This window comes from Chelatococcus daeguensis (assembly GCF_001887265.1).
Classification (GTDB): Bacteria; Pseudomonadota; Alphaproteobacteria; order Rhizobiales; family Beijerinckiaceae; genus Chelatococcus_A; species Chelatococcus_A sambhunathii.
Map to the genome: position 1 here is coordinate 155,555 of NZ_CP018095.1, position 24,416 is coordinate 179,970.

The following is a 24,416-nucleotide window of genomic DNA, read 5'->3' on the forward strand; positions in this document are numbered from 1 at the left end:
CGGCAGCGGATGCGCGGAACAATATGGCCGGCGGCACGTTGCTTCGCACAGCCATCGCGCGGTGGCGTGCGGGCGGAAACGGGCGGTCGCCATGGATCTGCGAAACTACAGGCGTCGGCTGCGCTGGCCTGCATTGTCCCACCGTCGGGATGCGCCTGTCACCGATCCGGCCGGGACGACGCCCGTCGACGAGGAACTGTTTTGGAAGACGATCGCGCGCCTTGCGGTGATCGGCATCTTCGTGATGACCTTCGGCGCGGTACTGATGGCGACACGGGCGGTCACAGCACCCGTCTGCGCCGCGATCATCGTCGGCAGCATCGTCGGCCCCCTGGTGGAGCACATGGCGCGCCGGGGCGTTCCACCCTTCCTCGGCTCCATCGGTCTCGTGTCGATCTTCGTCGCGGCCCTTTATCTTCTGGCGCTCACCTTCTCCGATCAGGTCAACATGTGGGTCGAGCGCGCGCCGGAACTCGGCGGAATCCTCGAGGAGCGCTTTCAGGCCCTGCGCGAACCCATGGGCTTCCTGCGGCGCATCGAACGCGGCCTGTCCGATGTCGGCCGGGGCGGCGTGATCGACGTTCAGGTGAGCGAGACTTCGCTTCTGGAGACGGTGCTCGCCGCAGCAACACCAGCCGTGGCGCAGTTCCTTCTCTTCGCCGGCACCCTCGTCTTCTTCCTCGCCGGGCGGGCTCAGATGAAGCGCCGGCTCGTCGTTGGCTTCATGACGCGCGAGGCACGCCTTATGGCGCTGCAGATCGTCTCGGATATCGAGCGGGCCCTCGGCCGCTATCTCGGCACCGTCACGATGATCAACGCTGGACTTGGCATCGCAACCGGCATCGCCATGTGGCTCATCGGCCTGCCCAGCCCCGCGTTGTGGGGTCTGCTCGCCTTCATGCTGAACTTCGTCCCCTATATCGGCGCGGTCCTCACGACGCTAACGATCTTCGCCGTCGGCCTCGTATCCTTCGAGACGCTCGGCATGGCGGTTCTGCCACCGGTCGTCTTCCTCGCGCTGACAACACTCGAGGGCCAGTTCATCACGCCGAGCATCGTCGGCCGCCGCCTCACGCTGAACCCGTTCATCATCTTTCTTGCCGTAGCCTTCTGGACATGGATCTGGGGGCCCATCGGTGCGTTCCTGGCGGTGCCGATCCTCATCGTCGCGGTCGTGGTCCTCGAGCACGTTTTCCCCAAGGATGAGGTGAGCCTGCCGGGCTGATCTTGCGCGCGGCCCCTCCGGCCGGCCACCATCACCAACCGGATCCGCCATCCGACTGAGACTGGCGCCCGCCAGTCTTGCCGCATCCGTGAGGCTGCATGACGCAACCGCAGATGATCCTCTTCGCCCTTATGGGCAGCGTTCTTGCCCTGCTGCTCTGGGGGCGCATCCGACACGACCTCGTCGCCATGGCGGGTCTTCTCATCGGAGTGATCGTCGGCGTCGTGCCGGAAAAGGATGCCTTCAGCGGCTTCGCCCATCCGGCCGTGATCGTCGTCGCGCTCGTGCTCATCGCCTCGCGTGCGCTCGAGAACAGCGGCGCCCTCTCCATCATCGCCCGGCGGATCGTCCGGCCCGGTCGCCCCATCGCTGTTCATATCGCTGTCATCGGCGGTGTGGGCGCCGCCCTGTCGGCCTTCATCAACAATGTCGCGGCGCTGGCGCTGTTGATGCCGATCGATATCAATACCGCCCGCAAGGCCGGCCGCTCGCCGCGGCTGACGTTGATGCCGCTCGCCTTCGCCACGATCCTCGGCGGCCTCGTCACGCTCATCGGTACCCCGCCGAACATCGTCGCATCCACCTTCCGTCAGGATGCGCTGGGGGCGCCCTACAGGATGTTCGACTTCGCTCCCGTCGGGCTCGTCTGTGCCATTACCGGCATTCTCTTCATCGCCTTCGGCGGCTGGCGCCTCATTCCCCGTGCTAAGGCAGGTCGGCAGGTGCCAGAGCCGGCCCGCATCGACGACTTCGTCGTCGAGCTTGCGGTCTCGCCCCAATCGCCGGCCATCGGGCGCCTTGTAGCCCAGCTCGACGAGGAGAGCGAGGCGGCCGACGTCGTCATCCTGGGCCTGATCCGCGACGGGCGGCGCCTACCCGGGCGTGCCCGCTTCGCCACCATCCGCGAAGGCGATCTCTTCGAGGTCGAAGGCTCGGCCGACGCGGTCGCCGCCTTCATCAAGGCCCTCGCGCTCGAGCAGGCCAAGGACGATATCTCGGTCGATGCGCCGGAGGCGGAGGATGCCGCCCGCGCCGGCGAACCGGCCCTGGTCGAGACCGTGGTGCGGGCCGATTCCCGCATTGCCTGGCGATCGGCCGAGGCCTTCCGCCTGCGCTCGCGCTTCGGCGTGACTCTGCTCGGCATCTCCCGGCAGGGACGCACCTTCCGCGAACGGATCAGCTCGCGCATCATCGAGCCGGGCGACATGCTGCTGCTGACCGGGCCTCAGGCCGCGCTCGCCCATGTCGTCAACTGGCTCGGCACCATGCCGCTCAGCGAAACGAGCGTTCAGGCGGCGCGTACTTGGCGCGTCGTGGTCGCGCTCGGCCTGTTCATCGGGGCGATCATCGCGGCAAGCACCAGCTTCATCTCCTTCACCACCGCCATCGCCATCGCCGTCGTCGGCTATGCCGCCACGGGCCTCGTGACGCCGCGCGAGGTCTACGACCAGGTAGACTGGCCGGTCGTCGTTATGCTCGCCGCCCTCCTGCCGCTCAGCGCCGCCTTCGAGAGCGTCGGCGGCACGGCTCTCGTCGCCAACCTGATCGTCGCTGTGACCCAGGGCCACTCGCCCGTGGTCGCCCTCGTCGGCCTGATGCTCGTCACCGTCATCCTGTCGGACATGCTGAACAATGTCGCGACCATGGTCATCGCGGGCCCTGTGGCCATCGAGACGGCACGGACGTTGTCGGTCAATCCCGACGCCTTCCTGATGGCGACGGTCGTCGCCGCCTCGCTCGCCTTCCTCACACCCATCGGCCACAAGAACAACACGCTTATCATGGGTCCCGGCGGCTATTCCTTCGGCGATTACTGGCGTCTCGGCCTTCCGCTCGAGATCCTGATGGTGAGCGTGTCGATCCCTGTCATCCTCGTCGTTTGGCCGCTGTAACGCCGCAAAACGAAAGCGGCCGTCGGAGACGGCCGCTTCTCTCCCGATTCGGATCGGGCGGAAAAGTCAGTTGGTCTGTTCCCAATGGGCCGACAGACGCGAGGGCAGGGCCGCCTGGGCGCCATGCATTACGGGCGGCAGCACAGCCTGCCGATCCTTCTTGTTGGCGGCCCCCGAAGAGGCATCGGCGCCGCGACGGCGCGGCGGCAGCGGCGCCTCGGCCGGTGCCGGCATCGCCGCGGTCTCGGCCTGCGGCTCGTCCTTGGAGCCGAAAAGACCACCGAAGGAAAGGATGCGATCGACGAGCGGCCGCCCGCTCGACGCCGAGGCGACGACAGGTTGCGCCTGTGGCGCAGGGGCCGTGACGACCGGCATCGCAGCAGGGGCGGCCGAAGCCGGCGCTGCTACGGGCCCAGCAGGGAGCGATGTCGCGATCTGGACTGGCTTGGAGGTCTCGACCGGCCGTTCCCGGCCGCTGCTGTCGAGCTCCACGACCTGCGGCCCGCTTTCCAGCGCATCAGGCCGGCTGACTTCGAACTCCGGCCGGCTGGACTGGGCGAAGACGCCAACGTTGCTTTCGGCAACGGCTGCCGTCCGGCGGCGGAAGGATTCGTGCTGGCCTCCATCGGCATAGACCAGCTTGATGGCCTTGGTGCCGCTGTTGACGAGATCGGCGACCTTCGCTTCGTCGGCGCGCTGCTTCTGCGCCACGGCCACGGCGATGTCCTCGTCGACATTGAGCGGCGGGCAGGCCGCGGAGGGATCGAGGCGCTGGCCATCGGCCGGCCTGGCGTTGAAGACGTAGCGCTTGCCGCAGACGGCAACCTGCGGTTCCTGCTTCGTCACCTCGAAGTGATCCGCACCTTCCTTCAGGTTGCGCCAGAAGGCCATGTTCGGGTCGTAGCGATGCTTGGCGAGATTCTCCGCCGTCATGCGGAACGGCATCGCCTGCATCTGCACCGCCTTCTGTCCGCCGGCGAAAGCCTCGCGCACGATGGCATAGACCTCGGCGATCTGCTCGTCGGTCATCGAATAACAGCCGGCCGATGAGCAGGCACCGTGGACCATGAGATGGGCACCCGTGCGACCGTAGGCGCGATCGTAGGCGTTGGGATAGCCCATGTTGAACGAGAGATAATAGCTCGAGTTCGGATTGAGCTGGGCTGGCGTGATGGCATAGAAGCCTTCCGGCGCCTGCCGGTCGCCCTCGCGTTTCTTCGGACCGAGCTGGCCCGACCAGCGGCAGATGGGAAACGTCTTCAGTAACGCGTATTTGCCGGATTTGGTCTGCTTCCAGACTTCAAGCTCCGATTCCTTCTTGTAGGAGCGGATCAGGACCGGCGCGTACCGCGACATGTCCTTCTGCTCCATGAGGGAGAGCGTCTTGCTCGGAACGGGCTGGGAGGCACGCACGCTGCGCGAGTAGGTGGCGTCGTCCTCACAGGCTGCCACCGCAAGAGCCATCGTCGAGACCAGCAGCAATCGCTTGAGCATAACGCAACCTCTCGCTTCCCTGATGCCGGGCGCTGGGCACACCGGCACCATTGAGCTTTAAACCCGTTAGCGTTACTCGAACCTTACCGGTGCCCGCCACACACCGGCGCGGTTAACGGATTGTTAAAGCTGGCGCCCGATGGCCAGGAACTTGTCAGCACGCAAGGACCGGATCTCGTCGGGCGAAAGCCCGGCCAGATCCTGAAAAGCCGCTGCGATCGCATCGCCCGCAGCGTTCATGGCTGCCGCCGGATCGCGATGCGCTCCCCCCGACGGCTCCGGGATAATGCCATCGATGACCGAAAAGCGTAAGAGATCTTGTGCGGTGATCTTCATGCTGGTCGCGGCGTCCTGGGCGCGCGAGGAGTCGCGCCACAGGATCGAGGCCGCGCCCTCCGGCGAGATCACCGAATAGATTGCGTGCTCGAGCATGAGCACGCGGTTGGCCGTGGCAAGTGCAATGGCGCCGCCCGAGCCGCCCTCGCCGATGATGACGGAAACATTCGGCACGCCGAGCGCAAGGCAGGCCTCGGTCGAGCGGGCAATGGCCTCGGCCTGGCCGCGCTCCTCCGCGCCGATGCCTGGATAGGCGCCGGCCGTATCGACGAAGCTGATGACCGGGATGCCGAACCTGTCCGCCATGTCCATCAGCCGCACCGCCTTGCGGTAACCCTCGGGCTTGGCCATGCCGAAATTGTGGCGCAGGCGCGCCTCCGTGCTGGCACCCTTCTCCTGGCCGATGACGCAGACGCTCTCGCCGCGAAAACGGCCGAAGCCGCCGAGGATGGCCTCGTCCTCGCCGAACTTGCGATCGCCGGCGAGCGGCGTGAAATCCGCGATCAGCGCGGCGCAATAGTCGATGAAATGCGGGCGCTGCGGATGGCGCGCCACGAGCGTCTTCTGCCACGGCGTCAGATTGGCGTAGAGATCGGCGAGGGCCTTGTCCGCCTTGGCCTCGAGGCGAGCGATCTCGTCGCCGATGGCCACAGCGCTGCCGCCTTCGGCCATGGCACGCAGTTCCTCGACCTTGGCCTCAAGCTCGGCGACGGGCTTTTCGAAATCCAGATAGCTTCGCATGCGATATGGGGCGCCGGGGTTGTCCATCTTCGGGTGGCCCATCCACGGCGTCTGGCCGCGGAGGACCCCCGCAGGGTCGGCGCGGGCGGACCTTGGCGACTGGCTGGCGCCAAGTCAAGACGAAGTCGGTATGAAGCCGGCCCGGGCGGCGGGGAGCGACGCGTCCTCGAACATGGGTGTTTCAGGAAGGGCCCGGCTGCCGCCCGGCCGGCGGCGACATGTCGTCACCCGCCACGAAGCGCGGGGACAGAGCCCCCTGGGCCGGCACCAGCACGGGACGCAGCCGCGCCGCGCGCCGCATCGCCCGCACTGCGACGGGCCGATGCAGTTGCTTGACCGCCTCGATGACGTGCACGCCGGCGAAGGGAAGAGACAGGCCAGCCCCCGCCCTTTCCCAGGCCACGGCCGAGCGCAGGAAGAGCTGGCGCTGCAACGGCGGCACGTAGAGCGCCTCCAGCCAGTTCTCCGGCGAGAAGAGCGTGCGGCGCATGAGCCCGTTGAGCTGCGAGCGGCTATATGGCTGGCCCTGGCCGAAGGGCGTCGTGTCCATGCGCGCCCATAAGCCACGGCGGTTAGGCGCGACGAGAAGAACCCGGCCGCCCGGGCTCAGCACACGCCACACCTCGCTCATCAGTTCGTCCGGCGCCTCGCTCGTCTCCAGGGCGTGCACGACGAGCACCCGGTCGATGCAGGCATCCGGCAGGGGCAGCATGGTCGGCTCGACGAGAGCCGAGGCGGACGGCCCGGCGGATGGCCAGTTCACCACGCCCTGCGCCGCCGGCATGAAGGCGAGCGTGCGCTCGCTGCCGGCCTTGAGGACGGTGAGATAGGGCGTCGCATAGCCGATGCCGAGGAGCCGCTGGCCGGAAAGGTCCTTCCACAGCCCTTCGACCGCGCGCAGCACGAGGCGCCGGGCCACGACGCCGAGCGGGCTCGCGTAGAAATGCCTCAGATCGACCACATCGACCGCCAAGGGAGCTCCTCCTTCTCCTCTGATCATCGGGATGGGAACCGCCGGTTGCAAGATGACCGCGTCTCGCGAGAGAACCGATGCCGTGATTCGCCTCGCGGGACAGAGTCTGTAAGGTCGCCTGGAACGTGGGGTCGCCCCGCAGGCCGGAAGCCAAGGAGAACCATCGTGCCAGCCGACATCCATGTCTTTCCCTGCCGCAGCGACAATATCGGCGTCCTCGTGCGCGATGCGGCGAGCGGCGCCTGCGCCGCCATCGACGCCCCGGAGGAGGCCGCGGTGCGCCGAGCCCTCGCCGAAACCGGATGGCGTCTGACGCACATCCTCGTCACCCACAAGCATCCCGACCACGTCGAGGGCATTCCCGGCCTCAAGCGGGAGACGGGCGCCACTGTCATTGGGCCCGCGGCGGAAGCGGCCGCCATTCCCGACATCGACCGGCGGGTTGCGGAAGGCGACGTCGTCGAGGTCGGCGCTCTCCGGGGCGAGGTCATCGCCACGCCCGGTCATACCCTCGGCCATATCGCCTATTGGTTCGCACGCGAGCGGGCCCTCTTTGCCGGCGACACGCTGTTCGCGCTCGGCTGCGGGCGCCTGTTCGAGGGCACGCCGGCGGACATGTGGGCGACCCTCGAGAAGCTCGCCGCCCTGCCGGACGACACCCGCCTCTACTGCGGCCACGAATATACGCTCGCGAACGCGCACTTCGCGCTTGCCGCCGATCCGGACAATGCCGCGCTCGCCAAACGCGCCGCCGACATCGAGGCGAGACGGGCACGGGGCGAATTGACGGTCCCGTCCCTCCTCGGCGAGGAGAAGGCGACCAATCCCTTCCTGCGCGCGCGCGAGCAGGCCCTCGCCGCCGCCGTCAACCTCGCCGGCCGGCCGGCTGCGGAGGTCTTCGCCGCGCTCCGCGCCTGGAAGGACCGGTTCTGATGCTGCCGACGAACGGACGGGAAGCGCTTACGGCGGAGGCCATCGTCCGCCTGCTCGATCTTAAGCCCCACCCGGAGGGCGGCTGGTTCCGGGAGACCTATCGCGACCCGCAACCGGTGGAGGGCGGGCGCGCCGCTTCGACACTGATCTACTATCTGCTGGGCCCCGGCGGCACATCCCACTGGCACCGCGTCGACGCCGCCGAGGTCTGGCACTGGTATTGCGGCGCGCCGCTGGTGCTGACCGTGTCGCCCGATGGGCACGAGACGGAGGCCCACCGCCTCGGCGCGGATCTTGCGGCGGGCGAGCGGCCGCAATGCGTCGTGCCGGCGGGCTGGTGGCAGACGGCAACGAGCCTCGGCGCCTTCACTCTCGTCGGCTGCACGGTGGCGCCGGGCTTCACCTTCGACGGCTTCGAGATGGCACCGGCCGGCTGGCGGCCGGCCCCACGCTGAGGCGGCGAGGCCTCACCGCGTCAGCACGAGCGCCGGCAGCCAGGTCGTCAGCGGCGGCCAGAAGGTGGCAGCGAGGAGCACGGCGGCGAGCGGCAGCATCCACGGCACGATGGCCCGCGACATGGCCTCGAAGCGGATATTGGCAATCCGTGCCGTAACGAAGAGAACGACACCGACGGGGGGCGTGATCGTGCCGATCATCAAGTTGAGCACGAAAATAAGACCGAACTGCAAGGGATCGATGCCGAACTGCCCTGCAATCGGCACCAGGATAGGGATGAGGATGAGCATCGCCGCCAGCGCCTCCATCACGCAGCCGACAAGGAGCAGCAGCAGGTTGACGACGAAAAGGAAGACGAGTGGGTCGCCCACGGCCTCGATGATCAGCGGCCCGAGCGTCTGCGGGATGCGCGAGATCGACAGGCACCAGGCGAGCGCCGCTGCCGTCATGACGAGCGCCAGCACGATCCCGGTCGTCTCAACCGTGTCGACGATGATACGTGGCAATTGTCGCAGGTCGAAGTCGCGGTAGACAACGAGCCCGAGAAAGAGTGCATAGACGGAGGCGACGGCCGCCGCCTCGGTCGGTGTCATGATGCCGCTCATCATGCCGCCAAAGAGAATGACTGGCGTCATCAGCGCCCAGTGCGCCCGCCGATAGGCGACGGCAAGGGCCTTCACCCCCTCGAAGGGATGGCGCGGCATGGCGCGCCGCGTGGCCACCACCGTAACCATGGCGGAGAGCGCGAGCGCCATCAGCAGGCCTGGAATGACCCCCGCGAGGAACAGCCCGCCGATGGAGACGTCGGCACTGACACCGTAGATGACCATCGGCAGAGACGGCGGAATGATCGGCCCGATGGTCGCCGAGGCGGCCGTGATGGCCGCGGCGGTCTCCGGATCGTAGCCCTCCTGGCGCATCGCCTTGATCTCGAGCGAGCCCACGCCGCCCGCATCCGCCACGGCGGAGCCGGACATGCCGGCGAAGATCACGCTCGCGAGGATATTGGCGTGGCACAGGCCGCCGCGCAGCCAGCCCACGCAGGCGCGGGCGAACGTGAAAATCCGGTCGGTGATGCCCGCCGAGTTCATGATGTTGCCCATCAGGATGAACAGCGGCGCGGCGAGAATGGGGAAGGAATTGGCCGCCTGGGCGATCTTCTGCGGCACAATGTCGACCGGCATGCCGTTGATGACGACGAAGGCGAAGGCTGCGAGCCCCATGGAGGCGAACAGCGGCAGGCCAAGCAGCAGCGCGGCGAACCAGACGATGAGGATCTCGGCCATCGCGGCGGTCATGGCGCGGCCCCCGCCTCGAAATCCCGCCGGCGGGCCCCGGCGAGCACTTCTGCGATCTCGATCAGCGCCTGTGCCGTAATGGCGACACCGGCAACGGGCATCGGCACGTAGACGAGCGCGGCCGAGAGCGGCAAGCTGACCCACTCCACGTCGAAGTTGCGCTCGACCAGCCCGAAGCTGCGCGACAGGAGCACCACGCCGAGCACAGCGACCGCGAGCTGGATCAGCACCTCGGCCGCCCGGCGCAGGGGCGTCGGCAGCTTGTCGATGACCACCATGATGCGGATATGGCTGCGCCGCCGCGCGGCCAGGATCCAGCCGACGAAGGCGGTCCAGACCATCAGATATTGCGCCATCTCGTCGGACCAGGCGAGCGGCTGGTTCACCAGCCTGAACACCACACCGAGGAAGACGCAGGCGAGGAGGGCAAGGAGAAGCAGGACCGCAGCAGCGGCAACCGCCCGGTCAGCGAAAAGCCCGGCAAGGCGCAGCATGGCAGCTCCGAAGTCGGGTCGGGGTCCCCCGCCGGAGACCCCGCTAAGGGAGAGGATTGGCGAAACGTCAGAGCGCAGCGAGCGCGTCCCAGGTTCCCTTGCCCCATTTCTCCTCGAACTTCGGCGGCAGTTGCTCCAGCACAGGCTTGCGGAAGCTCTCCACGTCGGGCTCGATGATGGTCATGCCCGCTGTCTTCAGCGTGCCGATGAGCTCGCCCTCCTGACGCGAAAGCTCGGCATCCTGCCACTGGGCCCCGTTGGCGATGGCCGCGTCGAGAATCGCGCGGTCCTCGGCCGAAAGCCCCTTCAGGGCCGCCTCGTTGGCGATGACGAGCCGCGGCGTGATGATGTGGCCGGTCAGGACGAGATATTTCTGCACCTCGGCGAGCTTGGCGCTGTGAATCGTCGGCAGCGGGTTCTCCTGCCCGTCGACCGCCCCCTGGCTCAGGGCGAGGTAGAGTTCGTTGAAGTTGATCGGCGTCGCGCGCGCCCCCCAGGCCTCGGCCATGGCGCGGAAGGTATCGACCGGCGGCACGCGCAGCTTGAAGCCGGCCATGTCGGCCGCCGAGCGCACCTCCTTGTTGCCCGTCGTCAGATGGCGCTTGCCGTAATAGGTGATGGCGAGCATGCGCAGGCCGCGCCGGCGGACGAGCTCCTCGTTCATCTTGGCGAAGATGGGCGAGGAGCCGGCCTTCGTCATGTGGGCGGCATCGCGCCACAGGTAGGGCGCCTCGATCACGGAGAGCTGCGGCAGCAGCGCGCCGAGAGCCGCGGCGCCGTCCGTCGTGAAGGCGAGGGCGCCGGAGACGACCGCATCCATCATGTCCTTGCCCGATCCGAGCTGGCCGTTGGGGAAGCTCTGGATGTCGATGCGCCCGCCGGATTTCTCCTTCACCTCGGCCGCGATGCGGTCGATCATCTGCACCTGCGGGTGTGACTGGGGCAGCATCTCGCCCCAGCGGATCACCGTGGCCTGGGCCTTGGCGATGGCCGGCATGAATACGCCGGCCCCGAGCGCCGCACTGCCCGCGAGAAACGTCCGTCTGCTGACACCGTGCATCGTTTGTCCTCCCATTGGATCAGGGCGCGGCTTTGCCGTCGTTCTTGACCAGGCCGATGGCGGCCGGGCGATCCGTGCCCCATAGCGGCGACAGGCCGCTGCGGGATGATCTCAGGCGCCAGCCGGCTCGCCGGTGATGGCCTCGAAGGTGGCAACGAGCTTCTCCCGATCCGCCGCGGCAAGCGGCATGAGCGGCGGGCGCACATGACAATAACCCTTGTCGCCCCGCCGGTGGGCGACAAGGGCCTTCACCGCCGGCAGCACCGGCAGGCTCACGATGGCTTCGACGAGCGCATTGACGCGGCGGTCGTCGCGGCCTTCGTGGACGAGGGGCCGCAGCAGCGCCGGGGTGATGTTGGCGAGGCCGCAGATACTGCCCTCGGCGCCATGGCGCACCGCGCGCGCCAGCAGCCGCTCGTCGCCGACGAGAATGGCGATGTCGCCGTGATCGGCGAGAAAGCGTTCGGTCGTCGCCCAGTCGCCAGAGGAATCCTTGATGCCGGCGATGACGCCGCTGAAGGCATCGCGCAGGCGCCGCACCAGGCTGCTCGACAGGGGCACTGCCGTCTGCCCGGGGATATGATAGAGAATGACCCCACGCGCCTCGCTGCCGAGGCGCGCGAGAAAATCGTGGAACCAGCCGTAGAGCCCCTCGTCGTCGACCCCCTTGAGATAGAAGGGCGGCGCCACCAGCAGGCCCTTCACACCGGCCGACAGGGCAAGCTCCGCCTGTTCGGCGGCCTCGGCCACGGTCGTCGCCGACACGCCCGCGTAGACCTTATCGAGCGAAATGCCGGCACCCGCCACGGCGCCGAGCATGGTGGCGCGCTCTCGCAGCGGGATGGAGAAGCCTTCGCCGGTCGTACCGAACAGCGTGATGCTGTCGCAGCCCTCCGCGAGGACGGCACGGGCCTGGCCGACGAGTCGCGCGAGATCGGGCCTGCCCCGCTCGTCGAACGGCGAAACCAGGGCTGCGGACAGGCCGAAACGTCGCGCCTCGCTCACGTGGATCTCCCAAGGATCGTCCCGGCGATCGTCAGGGACAGCTTTTGTGTTCTTCCTGACATGTTAGCGCGTTCGCGAAACAGCGCAAGCGCCGCGCCAAGCGCGCCCGCCACCCCTGCAGACCTCAGGCGGCTCACCGCATCGAAATATTGAAGAAGGAGGCGCCGGGGATCGGCGAGAAAACTAGCGCTCGATGGACAGGAGGGAGCGCCGCACGGCAGCGAGATCAGCCGCGATGCCGTTCAGCCGTTCGGCGAAAATGGCGCGCAAATGGACGGCCACGTCAGGGAACTCGACCAGCACGCGCCGCAGGACGCTGCGCGGCAGTTTCGTCACGGAGGACGGTTCGCGAGCGATGGCCGTCGCCGGCCGCTTTGTTTCGGCAAAGAGTGCGAGTTCGCCGATGAGCACGCCCGGCCCGACCACGTGATCCGTTGGCGAGCCGTCGTCGCGCGCATCGAGCGCGATCGCGCCCGATCGCACCAGATAACCGCCATCAGCGGGCTCGCCGCGGCGGAAGAGGACGTCACCGGCCCTCAGGATCCGCGATTCGGCCGCAAAGGCGATGAGCCGCAGCGCCTCGCGCTCGACCCCGGCGAAGGTCGGCACCGCCTCGAGCGCCGCGATGTCCTCATTCAGTCCCATGTCTGGCCGCCTGTCCGCGCTCCGATCATCACGGTATCAGTTTGTAGCCGCCCTGCTCGGTCACGAGAATGCGCGCGTTGGACGGATCCTGCTCGATCTTCTGCCTGAGGCGGTAGATATGCGTCTCGAGCGTGTGGGTCGTGACATTGGCGTTGTAGCCCCAGACCTCGGCCAGCAGCACCTCGCGCGTTACCACCTTCTGCCCGGCACGATAGAGGAAGCGCAGGATCGCCGTCTCCTTCTCCGTGAGCTTGAGCTTCGAGCCACGCTCGCTGACCAGGAGCTTGGCGCTCGGGCGGAACGTATAGGGCCCGATGGAGAAGACCGCATCCTCGCTCGCCTCGTACTGGCGAAGCTGGGCGCGGATGCGTGCCAGCAGCACTGCGAAGCGGAACGGCTTGGCGACATAATCATTGGCGCCGGCATCGAGACCGAGCACCGTGTCGCTGTCGGTCGCATGGCCGGTCAGCATGATCACCGGACTGCGGAAGCCACCCTCGCGCATGCGCTTGACGGCGTCGCGCCCGTCCATGTCGGGCAGGCCGACGTCCATGATGACGAGATCGATGTTGTTCTCCTTCACCACATCGAGTGCCTCGGCGCCGGATGCGGCGGTGGAGAGTGTGAACTCGTCGGTCAGCGCGAGCTGCTCGCTCAGCGTCTCGCGCAGGTCTTCCTCGTCGTCCACGATGAGCAGATGGCGGGCGTGAGGCATGGTCCTTCCATTGTTGGGCAGGAGATGCCGGCGCTGGCGCTGGCCGGTGAGCCCGGCGGTGCAGGGACGCGTCCGGGCGAGGAAGTCCTAGACTAAGCGATCCGCGCCGGGCAACAAGTAGGCGAGGTTGATGCACCGGCTTGTGATGAAACGAACCTTCCTTCGCACCGTCAGGGTCCTTCCACGTCCGCTCGCTGCCTCGCGCGGGCTTGTTGTCGCAGGACATGTCGTGCTGCCTTGCGCGCTCGGCAAGGGCGGCGTTGCGCGCTTGAAGCGCGAAGGCGACGGCGCGACCCCGCTCGGCCGCTTTGCCCTCGGCGCTCTCTATCTTCGGACCGACAAGGGCGCCCGCCCGCGCTCCGGCCTCCCCGCGCGCAGGACGCGCCCGGACGACGGCTGGTGCGACGCGCCCGGCGATCGGCGCTACAACCGCCCGGTGCGCCTTCCCTATCCGGCGAGCCACGAGCGCATGTGGCGCGAGGACGACGTTTATGACCGCGTGCTCGACATCCGCTACAACCGCGGCCCCATCCGCCCCGGCCGCGGCAGCGCCATCTTCATGCATCTTGCCCGGCCCGGCTTTGCGCCGACGGCGGGCTGCGTCGCCCTGCGGCGGGCCGACCTCGACCGGCTCCTGCCGCGCCTAGGCCCCAGGACCCTTCTTGTGATCGGCAACGATCCACGCCGGTCATGCCCTCCCCGAAAGCAGAAACGATGAGCCGCTCCGCCTTTCTCTTCGACCTCGACGGCACCTTGACCGAAACCGACCACCTGCATTTCGAGGCCTTCAACGCCATGCTCGCTGGCTTTGGCCGCAGCATCACGCCGGAGGCCTATGCGCGGGAGGTGCAGGGCCGCGCCAATGCCGCGATCATGCGCGACATGTTCCCGGACCTGCCCGAGAGCGAGCACATCCGCCTCGCCGACGCCAAGGAAGCCGCCTTCCGCACCATGGCCGAGAGCCAGTTGCAGCCCGCGCGCGGCCTTCTCGACTTCCTGGCGCTGGCGGAGAGGCGATCGATCGGCTGCGCCGTCGTCACCAATGCGCCGCGCGCCAATGCGGAGATGATGCTCGGCGCCATCGGCCTCGGGCGTCGCTTCGAAGCGATCGTCATCGGCGACGAACTGCCGCGGCCCAAGCCCGATCCCCTGCCCTACCGCATGGGGCTCGACCTCCTGCGCGCCGACGCCACGCGCTCCCTCGCCTTCGAGGATTCGGCCTCCGGCGTGCAATCCGCCCACGCGGCCGGGCTTTTCGTGGTCGGTCTGATGACGACCCTCTGCGCCGAGGCGCTCGAGGCCGCCGGCGCGAGCCTCGCCATCGCCGACTTTACCGACCCGCGGCTGATGGAGGTTCTGGACGCGCGGCTCGGCGGCAGCCCCTGAGGATAAGCGAAAACGCCCCTGATCCTCGCTGGTAGAGCCGTGAAGACCGATTCACACGGCCCGAACTGCGGGCGGTGAAGCGCAACGCCTCCTGCCGTCATGCCCGCGCCCGTCGCGGGCATCCACGCCGCTTCGATCGCATGAGGCGGCAAGGCATGGATGGCTGGGACAAACCCCGGCCAGGACGACTGAGAGGCATCCAGGAGCCGTTCCCAGGCCTCCCGCAAGAGCTAATGACGCGCCCCGAAAATGGCGCTGCCGACGCGCACGTGGGTCGCGCCCAACATAACCGCCTGTTCGAAATCGGCGCTCATGCCCATCGACAGGCCCGAGAGCCCGTTGCGCGCGGCCATTTTCGCGAGCAGGGCGAAATGCGGCGAGGGTGGCTCGTGCGCCGGCGGGATGCACATCAGCCCGACCACGGGCAGGTTCCAGACGTCACGGCACCGCGCGATGAAGGCCTCGGCCTCGCCGGGCGCGACGCCAGACTTCTGTGCCTCCTCGCCGGTGTTGACCTGCACAAAGAGCCGCGGTCGCCGACCCGTCTTGTCCATCTCCCGCTTCAGCGCCTCGGCGAGCGAGGGCCGGTCGAGGGAATGGATCACGTCGAAGAGCATGACGGCGTCGTGCGCCTTGTTCGACTGCAGCGGTCCGATGAGGTGCAACTCGACATCCCGATAGAGCTCCTTGAGCGCGGGCCATTTCGTCTTCGCCTCCTGCACGCGGTTCTCGCCGAAGACGCGATGGCCGGCTGCGAGCACCGGCTCGATGGCCTCCGCCGTGAAGGTCTTCGACACCGCGATCAGCGTCACGGAGGCGGGATCGCGCCCTTCTTCGCGCGCCGTGCGCGCGATCGATTCCGTGACGGCCCTCAGTCGCTCGGCGGCCAGCTGCGCCTTGTCGTCCACGATCCTCACCCTCCTCGTGACCCCTTCCGCCGTTGCGGGCGTGTCACGACACCGCGAAAGCGGCGCCGGGCGTTGACCGCAAACGGCATTCGTGTCCTAGTCCGCCCGGCAGCAACGATGCAATGGGTGCCCGCGCCGGCGGTGCGGCGTGCCGCGTTGTAGAGCCGCCTCACCGGCCCGCCGCGTCACCTGCGGCCGGGCCATTTCGCGAGCATTCCGACTTGACCGAGACCATGACGGTGGAACGATACAACCCCAAGGAGGCCGAACCCAAGTGGCAGGCCATCTGGGAAGAGCGCGGCATCTTCCGTACGCGCAACGACGACCCGCGCGATACGTACTATGTCCTCGAGATGTTCCCCTATCCGTCGGGGCGCATCCACATGGGCCACGTGCGCAACTACACGATGGGTGATGTCGTCGCCCGCTTCATGCGCGCCAAGGGCTACAATGTTCTTCACCCCATGGGATGGGACGCCTTCGGCATGCCGGCCGAGAATGCCGCCATGGCGAACAAGGTCCATCCCAAGGAATGGACCTATGCCAACATCGCCGCCATGCGCGGCCAGCTGAAGTCCATGGGCCTGTCGCTCGACTGGAGCCGGGAGATCGCCACGTGTGATCCCTCCTACTATCGGCACCAACAGAAGATGTTCCTCGATTTCCTCGCGGCTGGTCTCGTCGACCGCAAGACGGCCAAGGTCAACTGGGATCCCGTCGACCAGACCGTACTCGCCAACGAGCAGGTGATCGATGGCCGCGGCTGGCGCTCGGGCGCGCTCGTCGAGCAGCGCGAGTTGACCCAGTGGTTCTTCAGGATCACCGCCTTCGCGGATGACCTCCTCGCCTCCCTCGACCGGCTGGATCGCTGGCCGGAAAAGGTGCGGCTGATGCAGAAGAACTGGATCGGCCGCTCCGAGGGCCTGCTCGTGCGCTTCGCGCTCGATGCGGCGACGACGCCGAACGGCGAGAGCGAGCTCGAGATCTACACCACCCGGCCGGACACGCTGTTCGGCGCACGCTTCATGGCGGTAGCGCCCGACCATCCGCTCGCCACCGCTGCAGCAAAGATCAATCCGCAGCTCGCCACCTTCATCGAGGAGTGCAAGCGCACCGGTACGGCCGCGGAACTGATCGAGAAAGCCGAAAAGAAGGGCTTCGATACCGGTATCCGCGCCGTCCATCCCTTCGATCCGGACTGGAAACTGCCGGTCTATGTCGCCAATTTCATCCTGATGGACTACGGCACCGGCGCCATCTTCGGCTGCCCGGCACACGACCAGCGCGACCTCGACTTCGTCAATGCCTACGGCCTCGGCGTCACCCCCGTCGTCTGCCCGCCGGACGCGGATCCCGCCGCCTTCACCGTCACCGACACCGCCTATGACGGCGAGGGAACGCTGATCAACTCGCGCTTCCTCGATGGCATGACCATCGCCGCGGCGAAGGAAGAGGTCGCCCGCCGGCTCGAGACCGAGATGCGCGACGGCCGGCCGGTCGGCGAGCGGCGCATCAACTTCCGCCTGCGCGACTGGGGCATCTCGCGCCAACGCTACTGGGGCTGCCCGATCCCGATCATCCACTGCGACGACTGCGGCGCGGTGCCGGTGCCGGACGACCAGCTGCCGGTGGTGCTGCCGGAGGACATCGACTTCGACAAGCCCGGCAACCCGCTCGACCGGCATCCGACCTGGAAGCACGTCGCCTGCCCGCGCTGCGCCAAGCCCGCCCGTCGCGAGACGGACACAATGGACACTTTCGTCGATTCGTCCTGGTACTACGCGCGCTTCACCGATCCGCACCTCACGAGCCAGCCGACGAACCGCGAGGTCGTCGACCGCTGGCTGCCGGTGGACCAGTATATCGGTGGCATCGAGCACGCCATCCTGCACCTCCTCTACTCCCGCTTCTTCACACGGGCCATGAAGGCGACCGGCCACGTAGGGCTCGACGAGCCCTTCGCCGGCCTCTTCACCCAGGGCATGGTGGTCCACGAGACCTACCGCGACGCGAGTGGTGCCTGGGTACAGCCGGCCGAGGTGCGCATCGAGAGCGACGGCGGCGCCCGCAAGGCCTTCCACGTCAGCACCGGTGAGCCGATCAGCATCGGCAGCATCGAGAAGATGTCGAAGTCCAAGAAGAACACCATCGATCCAGACGAGATCATCGGCACCTATGGTGCCGACACGGCCCGCTGGTTCATGCTTTCCGATTCGCCGCCCGAGCGCGACGTGATCTGGACGGAGGAGGGCGTGCAGGGCGCCCACCGCTTCGTGCAGCGCCTGTGGCGCCTGATCGGCGAGGTGGTGGCTGTCACCGATGCGACCGACGGGTCGGCCGAGACGACGCTGGACGAGGCCTCCCTCATCCTGCGCAAGGCGGCCCACCGGGCCCTGGCGACCGTCGAGGACGACGTCCTCAAGCTGCGCTTCAACCGCTGTGTCGCCCAGGTCTACGAATTGTCGAACGCGCTGCAGGCCGCCCTGAACGGCATTCGCGACGGCGAGCCGCCAGCCGCGGACATGCGTTTTGCGCTGCGCGAGGCAGCCTCGATCCTCGTGCAGCTCGTGGCGCCGATGATGCCGCATCTGGCGGAGGAGTGCTGGAAGGTGCTCGGCTTCGAGACGCTCGTCGCCGAGACGCATTGGCCCAAGGCGGACAAGGCTCTCCTCGTCGAGGACGTCATCACCCTGCCCGTGCAGGTCAACGGCAAGAAGCGCGCCGACGTAACGGTACCGCGCGATGCCGACAACGCGACCGTCGAGGCCGCGGCGCTCGCGCTCGAAGCCGTCCAGCGCGCCACCGAGGGCCGGCCCGTCCGCAAAATCATCGTCGTCCCGCAGAGGATCGTCAATGTCGTCGCCTGATCGTCTCGCCCGCCGCGCCGGCGCCGGGCTGCGCGTTGCCGCCATTGTCACGCTGGCCCTCGGGCTTGCCGGCTGCCTTCGCCCGCTCTATGCCGAGCGGGCGGACGGCACATCCGTGCAGGATTCCCTGCGTACCATCGAGGTCGCATCGATCCCCGATATCCCCGGCCAGGAGCGCCTCGCCCACTACCTGCGCAACGAGCTCGTCTACGAACTCACCGGCGGCAACGGCGCCCTCGAGCCGCGCTACCGGCTCCAGATCTCGCCGGCGGGCATCCAAGTGCGTACGGCGATCGTCGACACGGTGAGCGGTAACGCGCAGTCGGCGAACCTGCAGGCGACTGCGAATTTCGTCCTCACGCGCATCGGCGAGGAGAAACCCGTGATGACTGGCAAGGCCACCGCCTCGGCGAGCTACGACCGCAATCCGCAGCGCTTCGCCTCGGTACGCGCGGCGCGCGATGCGGAGATCCGCGTCGCCAAGGAGCTCGCCGACCAGATCAGCACGCGCATCGCCGCAACGCTCGCGACGCGCGGCTGAGACGCGGGCCGACGGGACATGGTGGCGATCAAGGCGGGCGATGTCGACAGAGCCATCAGACACCCGTCGCCGCAGACGGCCGTCTTCCTCGTCTATGGTCCGGATAGTGGCCTCGTGGGCGAACGCGTGCGCCGGCTCGTGGCCGGAACCATCGACGATCCGGACGATCCTTTCCAGCTGGTGCGCCTCGACGGCGATGAGATCGCGTCCGATCCTTTGCGCCTCGCCGACGAGGCCAATACGGTGCCGCTCTTCGGAGGCCGCCGCGCCATCTGGCTGCGCGCCGGGAGCCGTAATCTCGCTCCCGCCCTGACGCCGGTGCTGAACACGCCGCCGCAGGATGCCGTGGTCATCGTGGAGGCGGGCGATCTTTCCCGCACGGCCCCTCTGCGCCAGCTCTGCGAGAAGGCGGCCGCAGCAGCCGCCATGCCCTGCTATGCGGATGGCGTCCGCGACCTCGGGGCACTGATCGACGACATGAGCCGCAAGGTCGGCCTGCGTGTCGAGCCCGATGCCCGCGAACTGCTGCTCGCCTCGCTCGGCGCCGACCGAGTGGCAAGCCGGTCCGAGCTCGACAAGCTCTTCACCTATGTCCACGGCCGCGACGTCGTCACCATGGAGGATGTGGCCGCCGTCGTGGGGGACGTCTCGGCCATCGCCTTCGACGCAGCCATCGACGCCGCCTTCCTCGGCGATTTCACCACGCTCGACCGCAGCTTCACACGACTGCAGGCCGAGGGCACGGATGCCGACGTGCTGCTGGGCTTTGCCCTCCGACATACACTCGCGCTCATGGCTGCGCGGCAGGCCGTCGATACCGGGTCTTCACACGCCGTTGCCATCGGCAGCTTCCGCGGCCTGCATTTCAAGCGCAAGGCGGCGATTGAGCGCCAGTTGCGCCTGTGGGCGACCGCTGGCCTCAACCGGGCCGCAGTCGAACTCGGTCAGGCCATCGGCATGACCCGGCGCCAGCCGCAACTTGCTGCCCAGCATGCGCTCAAGACGCTGTGGGCACTTGCCGGTATGGCCCGACGCGCTGCGCGATAGGGTCGGTCAGCCCCGCAACCGGCGGCAAAGCGCGTCCAGCTGCTCTAGCGTCTTGTAGCGGATGCGCACCTCGCCACCCTGCGCCTTGTGCTCTACACTGACGGCGAGACCGAGAACGTCCTCCAGCGCCTGCTCGAGCGCCCGTGTATCTGGATCCTTCTCCTTGCGCGGCCGCGCCTCGCGTCCCTGTTCGTCGCCTCCGCCGCGCGCTTCTTCTTGCGCAATGCGCTCGACATCGCGGACATTGAGACCCTGGGCAACGATCCGCTCGGCGATCGTCTCCGGATCGCTGACCGACAGCAGTGCCCGCGCGTGGCCGGCCGAGAGCAGGCCGTCGTTGAGCTTGCTCTTGATGCTGTCGGGCAGGCGCAGAAGCCGCAAGGTGTTAGCGACATGGCTGCGGCTCTTGCCAATGACCTGAGCAAGCTCGTTCTGTGAATACTGGAACTCCGCCATCAACTGCTCGTAACCGATCGCCTCCTCGATCGGATTGAGATCGGCGCGCTGCACGTTCTCGATGATGGCAATTTCGAGAGCCAGACGGTCGTCGGCCTCGATGACGATGACGGGCACCTCGTGCAGGCCGGCTCGCTGCGCACCACGCCAGCGCCGCTCCCCCGCAACGATCTCGAAGACGTCGACGAGATTGGGAACGGCCCGAACGACGATCGGCTGGATCAGACCGCGCTCGCGAATCGAACTCGCCAGCTCGTCCAGCGCTTCGTCGTCGAAGACCTTTCGGGGGTTGCGGGGGTTGGGCCGCAGGAACTCGATGGGAACAGCGCGCTGCCCGCGGGGACCACGCCCGGCGTCGCCAAAATCTTCGCCGACCTCTCCTATGAGCGCAGCAAGCCCGCGACCAAGGCGGGAACGGGCAGGATCATCGACCATCTTTCAACTCCACCATCGCTTGTGCCGCCTCCAGACCCTGACCGAAACGCAACCGACACGGTACCGAAACGACACGCGATCCCTGCGCCGCTCGCTTCGTTGCGATCTAGGCGGCGCGCAGGGTTTTCTCGCGCTGAATGATCTCCGAGGCGAGCTTCAGATAAGCCTGCGCTCCCGCGCATTTGAGGTCGTAAAGGAGCACCGGCTTGCCATGCGACGGCGCCTCGGAGACGCGGACGTTGCGGGGAATAATGGTTTCGTAGACCTTCGATCCCATGAACTGGCGCACATCCGCAACCACCTGCCCGGAAAGATTGTTGCGCGGATCGAACATGGTTAGCACCACGCCGTGGATCGTCAGGCGGGGATTGAGCGCGGAGCGCACCTGCTCCACCGTTCGGAGCAGTTGGCTCAAACCCTCGAGGGCAAAGAACTCGCACTGCAGCGGCACCAGCACCGCATCTGCCGCCGTCAGGGCATTGATAGTCAGCAGGTTCAGCGAAGGCGGGCAGTCGATCAATACATAGCTATAGGCGGGCCGGCCATCCTCGTCCGGCGGCAAGGCCTTGATGGCGGCCGACAAGCGCTGCGCTCGGTCGCGATGCGCCGCGATCTCGAGCTCGACGCCGAGCAGATCGAGCGTGCTAGGAGCAACGGCCAGACCCGGAACCGCTGTTTGAAGTGCTGCCGCTTGCAACGTTGCCGTTGCCGTCATGACATCATAGGTCGAGACGCGACGGCTCTTACGATCGATACCGAGACCGGTCGAGGCGTTGCCCTGCGGGTCGAGATCGATGATCAGAACACGCTCGCCGATCGCCGCCAGGGCGGTGCCGAGATTGATGGCTGTCGTCGTCTTGCCGACGCCGCCCTTCTGGTTGGCGAGGGCCAGCACCCGCGGCAGGCTGCAGCAGGACGGCACATGAAGGGGCGAGCTGATATCAGCCATGATCCGAACCATGCTCCCGCAGCTGACGGACGATGCAGATGCGTCCCTGAGGATCGGTGACGCTCGGAACAATGTGGTAGTCGATATTCCAAGATTTAGCGGCGACCGTCAATTCGGCCTCTAAATCTTGTCCCTTGGGAAAGATACCGATCGCGCCGGTTCTCAACAGATCTTTGCCGAGAGCGAGGAGCTCCGTGAGCGGCGCGAGGGCTCGCGCAGTGATCACGTCCGCCTCGCCGAGACGGGGCAGGATGTCCTCGATTCGACCGGCATGGATCTGAGCATGTGCTCCTGTTTCACGTGAAACAGCTCGCAGGAACGCGCATTTGCGGCTATTGCTCTCGATCAGATGGATCTCGCAATCGGGGCGGCCCCGCAGCAGGATCGCAAGAACCAGACCGGGGAACCCGGCACCAGTGCCAATGTCGATCCATTTTCGCGCCGTCGGCGCCAATGGGAGCAACTGTGCGGAATCGGCGACGTGGCGCGTCCAGACATGATCGAGGGTCCGCGGTCCCACGAGGTTCTTTATATCCTGCCAGCGGCACAGAAGATCGACATAGATGTCGAAGGCCGGCAACGCGGTGTCCGGAATCAAACCCAGTGCTAGGGCCGCAGCGCGATCATCGCGCAGCGCGATTCTGCTTTGCATGATCGATCCGGATCCGAATCATTCTACCGCAACAGCACGGCGCGACCGGGCGACTTCGGCGGCGAGAATCGTCAACGCCGCCGGCGTCATCCCCTCGATGCGCCCAGCTTGGCCGAGCGTCCGTGGCCTCACCGTCATCAGCTTTTGGCGAAGCTCCCCCGAGAGTCCCGCGAGCAGGTTGAAATCCAGTCCGTCCGGCAGGGTCGCGGATTCATCGCGCCGATACGATGCAATGTCCGACGCCTGTCGGTCGAGATAGACGGAGTAGATCGCATCTGTGTTTACTCGGTCCCTGGTCTGGCGATCAAATGCCGCCACTTCAGGCCAGATCGCCGCAAGCCGATCAAAGGTAACATCGGGATGGGCGAGCAGCTGGAAGGCCGTGCGGCGTCGCCCGTCGCGATTGACCGAGAGTCCATGCGCGGCCGCCTCGTTGGGTGTAAGCGCCAGTCGATCGAGCAGGGCCCGTGCCTCTTCGAGTCGTTCGCGCTTGGCCCGATAGGCCGCAGCGCGTCGTCCACCAACGCAGCCCATGGCAATGCCGCGTTCCGTCAGCCGCTCGTCGGCGTTGTCCACCCGCAGCGACAGCCGATATTCGGCACGAGACGTGAACATGCGATAGGGCTCCGTCACCCCGCGGGTAACGAGGTCGTCGACGAGAACGCCCATGTAGCTCTCGGCCCGGTCAAAGACCACGCCTTCCTGCCCGCCGGCATGGCGCGCGGCATTAAGGCCGGCGAGCAGACCTTGTGCCGCAGCCTCCTCATAGCCGGTCGTACCGTTGATCTGGCCTGCGAGAAACAGACCCCGCACCGCCTTCGTCTCAAGTGTCGGACAAAGCGCACGCGGATCGACGAAATCATACTCGATGGCATAGCCGGGCCGGAGGATCTCCGCCCGCTCAAGCCCCGGTATGGTCGCGATCATGGCCCGCTGCACATCTTCCGGCAGCGACGTGGAGATACCGTTGGGATAGATCGTGTGATCCTCGAGCCCCTCGGGTTCGAGAAAGATCTGATGACCCTCCCGGTCTCCGAAGCGGACAACCTTGTCCTCGATGGATGGGCAATAGCGCGGACCTCGACTTTCGATCTCGCCCGAGTACATGGGTGCGCGATGCAGATTGGCCCGAATGATCGCGTGGGTTCTCGCCGTTGTGCGGGTGATCCCGCATTCGATCTGGGGATTGGTGATCCGCTCCGTGAGGGCTGAGAAGGGCTCCGGTTCGGAATCCGCCGCCTGTCGGTCGAGACCCGCCCAATCGATGGTGCGTCCATCCAGGCGGGCCGGTGTTCCTGTCTTCAATCGTCCCAGGGGAAAGCCGAAGCGCGCCAAGGCCTTCGACAGTCCATGTGACGGCGCCTCGCCCAGGCGGCCCGCCGGGATCTTCACCTCGCCGATATGGATGAGGCCTCGCAGGAAGGTCCCTGTCGTCAGGACCACGGCACCTGTCCGCAGAATCGCGCTAGACGCAAGAACGACCGCTTTGACCCGGTTACCATCGAACAGCAGATCGTCCGCCTCTGCCTCGACGACGGCAAGGTTTGCGGTCGCACGAATCTCGGCTTGCATGGTCAGAGCATAGAGCTTGCGATCTGCCTGGGTGCGCGGACCGCGAACGGCCGGGCCTTTGCGGCGATTGAGAACGCGGAACTGGATGCCTCCGGCATCCGCCACTCGTCCCATCAGACCGTCGAGAGCATCCACTTCGCGCACCAGATGACCCTTGCCCAGACCGCCGATCGCCGGATTGCACGACATGGCGCCGACAGTGTCGAAGCGATGGGTCACAAGGGCCGTTGACGCCCCCATGCGAGCCGCGGCTGCAGCCGCCTCGACGCCGGCATGCCCGCCTCCGATCACGATGACGTCGAAAGAACGGTCCATACGAATTCCTCGGTCCAATCA

At 67.1% G+C, this 24,416-nt stretch carries 23 protein-coding genes; 9 read left to right on the top strand and 14 right to left on the bottom strand.

The window, feature by feature from the left end:
* The first annotated feature begins 91 nt into the window (after positions 1–91).
* Complete coding sequence (locus tag BOQ54_RS00655) at positions 92–1,225, top strand: AI-2E family transporter (RefSeq protein ID WP_055459482.1); 1,134 nt, start codon at positions 92–94, stop codon at positions 1,223–1,225.
* Positions 1,226–1,323: 98 nt separating this feature from the next.
* Positions 1,324–3,117 (top strand): SLC13 family permease, encoded by a 1,794-nt coding sequence (locus BOQ54_RS00660; protein ID WP_063186749.1) that lies wholly within the window; start codon positions 1,324–1,326, stop codon positions 3,115–3,117.
* A 66-nt stretch (positions 3,118–3,183) separates the two neighbouring features.
* Here BOQ54_RS00660 and BOQ54_RS00665 read toward each other — a convergent pair whose 3' ends face one another.
* The 3 genes from BOQ54_RS00665 to BOQ54_RS00675 all read right to left on the bottom strand — a co-directional run bounded on the left by BOQ54_RS00665 (position 3,184) and on the right by BOQ54_RS00675 (position 6,661).
* On the bottom strand, positions 3,184–4,611 hold the full coding sequence (locus BOQ54_RS00665) for a L,D-transpeptidase family protein (RefSeq protein WP_055459484.1): 1,428 nt from the start codon (positions 4,609–4,611) through the stop codon (positions 3,184–3,186).
* 123 nt (positions 4,612–4,734) lie between these two features.
* Positions 4,735–5,688 (bottom strand): acetyl-CoA carboxylase carboxyltransferase subunit alpha, encoded by a 954-nt coding sequence (locus tag BOQ54_RS00670; protein ID WP_055459639.1) that lies wholly within the window; start codon positions 5,686–5,688, stop codon positions 4,735–4,737.
* A 181-nt stretch (positions 5,689–5,869) separates the two neighbouring features.
* A complete protein-coding gene (locus BOQ54_RS00675) occupies positions 5,870–6,661 on the bottom strand; it encodes a class I SAM-dependent methyltransferase (RefSeq protein ID WP_055459485.1) in 792 nt (263 codons plus the stop codon).
* 165 nt (positions 6,662–6,826) lie between these two features.
* Between BOQ54_RS00675 and gloB the strand changes: the two genes are divergently transcribed.
* Both gloB and BOQ54_RS00685 read left to right on the top strand, forming a co-directional pair.
* Positions 6,827–7,594: a hydroxyacylglutathione hydrolase gene (gene gloB, locus BOQ54_RS00680; protein WP_145979698.1), complete on the top strand. Its 768-nt coding sequence runs from the start codon at positions 6,827–6,829 to the stop codon at positions 7,592–7,594.
* The gene (locus BOQ54_RS00685) at positions 7,594–8,049 is read left to right on the top strand and encodes a cupin domain-containing protein (protein WP_055459486.1); all 456 of its coding nucleotides are present in this window, start codon (positions 7,594–7,596) and stop codon (positions 8,047–8,049) included. Before gloB ends, BOQ54_RS00685 begins: the two co-directional genes overlap by 1 nt.
* A 12-nt stretch (positions 8,050–8,061) precedes the next feature.
* Here the strand turns inward: BOQ54_RS00685 and BOQ54_RS00690 are convergent, their stop codons facing one another.
* The 6 genes from BOQ54_RS00690 to BOQ54_RS00715 all read right to left on the bottom strand — a co-directional run bounded on the left by BOQ54_RS00690 (position 8,062) and on the right by BOQ54_RS00715 (position 13,267).
* Positions 8,062–9,348, bottom strand: coding sequence for a TRAP transporter large permease (locus BOQ54_RS00690; protein ID WP_055459487.1), 1,287 nt, complete (start codon positions 9,346–9,348; stop codon positions 8,062–8,064).
* Positions 9,345–9,842: a TRAP transporter small permease gene (locus BOQ54_RS00695; RefSeq protein WP_055459488.1), complete on the bottom strand. Its 498-nt coding sequence runs from the start codon at positions 9,840–9,842 to the stop codon at positions 9,345–9,347. Before BOQ54_RS00695 ends, BOQ54_RS00690 begins: the two co-directional genes overlap by 4 nt.
* A 67-nt stretch (positions 9,843–9,909) precedes the next feature.
* Positions 9,910–10,902: a sialic acid TRAP transporter substrate-binding protein SiaP gene (locus BOQ54_RS00700; protein WP_055459489.1), complete on the bottom strand. Its 993-nt coding sequence runs from the start codon at positions 10,900–10,902 to the stop codon at positions 9,910–9,912.
* Positions 10,903–11,013: 111 nt separating this feature from the next.
* The gene (locus tag BOQ54_RS00705) at positions 11,014–11,907 is read right to left on the bottom strand and encodes a dihydrodipicolinate synthase family protein (RefSeq protein ID WP_071923052.1); all 894 of its coding nucleotides are present in this window, start codon (positions 11,905–11,907) and stop codon (positions 11,014–11,016) included.
* Positions 11,908–12,090: 183 nt separating this feature from the next.
* Positions 12,091–12,552, bottom strand: coding sequence for a cyclic nucleotide-binding domain-containing protein (locus tag BOQ54_RS00710; RefSeq protein WP_055459491.1), 462 nt, complete (start codon positions 12,550–12,552; stop codon positions 12,091–12,093).
* A gap of 28 nt (positions 12,553–12,580) precedes the next feature.
* Positions 12,581–13,267, bottom strand: a complete 687-nt coding sequence (locus tag BOQ54_RS00715; RefSeq protein WP_055459492.1) for a response regulator transcription factor — start codon at positions 13,265–13,267, stop codon at positions 12,581–12,583.
* Between the two features lie 145 nt (positions 13,268–13,412).
* Between BOQ54_RS00715 and BOQ54_RS00720 the strand changes: the two genes are divergently transcribed.
* Together BOQ54_RS00720 and BOQ54_RS00725 are read left to right on the top strand one after the other, a co-directional pair.
* Positions 13,413–13,985 carry a L,D-transpeptidase family protein gene (locus BOQ54_RS00720; RefSeq protein ID WP_055459493.1) on the top strand — a complete coding sequence of 191 codons (573 nt, stop codon included), beginning with the start codon at positions 13,413–13,415 and terminating at the stop codon, positions 13,983–13,985.
* Positions 13,982–14,653 (top strand): HAD family hydrolase, encoded by a 672-nt coding sequence (locus BOQ54_RS00725; protein ID WP_055459494.1) that lies wholly within the window; start codon positions 13,982–13,984, stop codon positions 14,651–14,653. The genes BOQ54_RS00720 and BOQ54_RS00725 overlap by 4 nt, the downstream gene beginning before the upstream one ends.
* A gap of 230 nt (positions 14,654–14,883) precedes the next feature.
* Here BOQ54_RS00725 and BOQ54_RS00730 read toward each other — a convergent pair whose 3' ends face one another.
* Positions 14,884–15,561: a YggS family pyridoxal phosphate-dependent enzyme gene (locus tag BOQ54_RS00730; RefSeq protein WP_082831579.1), complete on the bottom strand. Its 678-nt coding sequence runs from the start codon at positions 15,559–15,561 to the stop codon at positions 14,884–14,886.
* Between the two features lie 233 nt (positions 15,562–15,794).
* On the opposite strand from BOQ54_RS00730, the gene leuS reads away from it, so the two are divergent.
* From leuS to holA, 3 genes are read left to right on the top strand one after another with little or no spacing between them, the layout of a single operon-like run.
* On the top strand, positions 15,795–18,428 hold the full coding sequence (gene leuS / locus BOQ54_RS00735; protein WP_083586012.1) for a leucine--tRNA ligase: 2,634 nt from the start codon (positions 15,795–15,797) through the stop codon (positions 18,426–18,428).
* Positions 18,415–18,969, top strand: coding sequence for an LPS assembly lipoprotein LptE (gene lptE / locus BOQ54_RS00740; protein ID WP_071923054.1), 555 nt, complete (start codon positions 18,415–18,417; stop codon positions 18,967–18,969). The genes leuS and lptE overlap by 14 nt, the downstream gene beginning before the upstream one ends.
* An 18-nt stretch (positions 18,970–18,987) precedes the next feature.
* Positions 18,988–20,016 (top strand): DNA polymerase III subunit delta, encoded by a 1,029-nt coding sequence (holA, locus tag BOQ54_RS00745; RefSeq protein WP_055459495.1) that lies wholly within the window; start codon positions 18,988–18,990, stop codon positions 20,014–20,016.
* Between the two features lie 6 nt (positions 20,017–20,022).
* On the opposite strand, the gene BOQ54_RS00750 is transcribed toward holA, so the two are convergent.
* The 4 genes from BOQ54_RS00750 to mnmG all read right to left on the bottom strand — a co-directional run bounded on the left by BOQ54_RS00750 (position 20,023) and on the right by mnmG (position 24,395).
* Complete coding sequence (locus tag BOQ54_RS00750; RefSeq protein ID WP_055459496.1) at positions 20,023–20,907, bottom strand: ParB/RepB/Spo0J family partition protein; 885 nt, start codon at positions 20,905–20,907, stop codon at positions 20,023–20,025.
* Between the two features lie 106 nt (positions 20,908–21,013).
* Positions 21,014–21,856, bottom strand: coding sequence for a ParA family protein (locus BOQ54_RS00755; RefSeq protein WP_055459497.1), 843 nt, complete (start codon positions 21,854–21,856; stop codon positions 21,014–21,016).
* Positions 21,849–22,508, bottom strand: coding sequence for a 16S rRNA (guanine(527)-N(7))-methyltransferase RsmG (gene rsmG / locus BOQ54_RS00760; RefSeq protein ID WP_071923055.1), 660 nt, complete (start codon positions 22,506–22,508; stop codon positions 21,849–21,851). Before rsmG ends, BOQ54_RS00755 begins: the two co-directional genes overlap by 8 nt.
* Before the next feature lie 18 nt (positions 22,509–22,526).
* Positions 22,527–24,395 (bottom strand): tRNA uridine-5-carboxymethylaminomethyl(34) synthesis enzyme MnmG, encoded by a 1,869-nt coding sequence (mnmG, locus tag BOQ54_RS00765; RefSeq protein ID WP_071923056.1) that lies wholly within the window; start codon positions 24,393–24,395, stop codon positions 22,527–22,529.
* Between the last annotated feature and the right edge of the window lie 21 nt (positions 24,396–24,416).